Below are 264 nucleotides of genomic sequence, written 5' to 3'. Positions count from 1 at the left end.
CGCATGGCTCTACCGAACTGTCACCCTCCCCATCCGCCCTGCTCGGCCAGCAATAGAATTTCGCCGACACCGGCTCAGCGTAGCCCGCGATAGCCGAATTAATGATCCGCCGCACCGCATTAGCGGAATCATTGAACATGGACGGAAAATGGCGTTGCTCTTGCACAACGGCAAAAAACGCCACTGAACGGCCGTTTCGCCATATAGATCAATGGCTTACAGCCATGTGCTTGCTAGTGTAGTGTTCCATTCTGTTTGGAACTT

1 protein-coding gene is annotated in these 264 nt (G+C 53.4%); it reads left to right on the top strand.

Annotated elements, in window-relative coordinates; translation table 11 throughout:
- Positions 1 to 187: hypothetical protein (locus CF70_RS37820; RefSeq protein WP_235185054.1), on the top strand; the 187-nt coding region annotated here is incomplete at its 5' end.
- Positions 188 to 264: the final 77 nt, after the last annotated feature.

Source organism: Cupriavidus sp. SK-3, assembly GCF_000611145.1.
In the GTDB taxonomy this organism is placed as follows: Bacteria; Pseudomonadota; Gammaproteobacteria; order Burkholderiales; family Burkholderiaceae; genus Cupriavidus.
The sequence above is the reverse complement of the archived record's forward strand: the minus strand, read 5'-3'. Positions and strand labels throughout refer to the sequence as shown.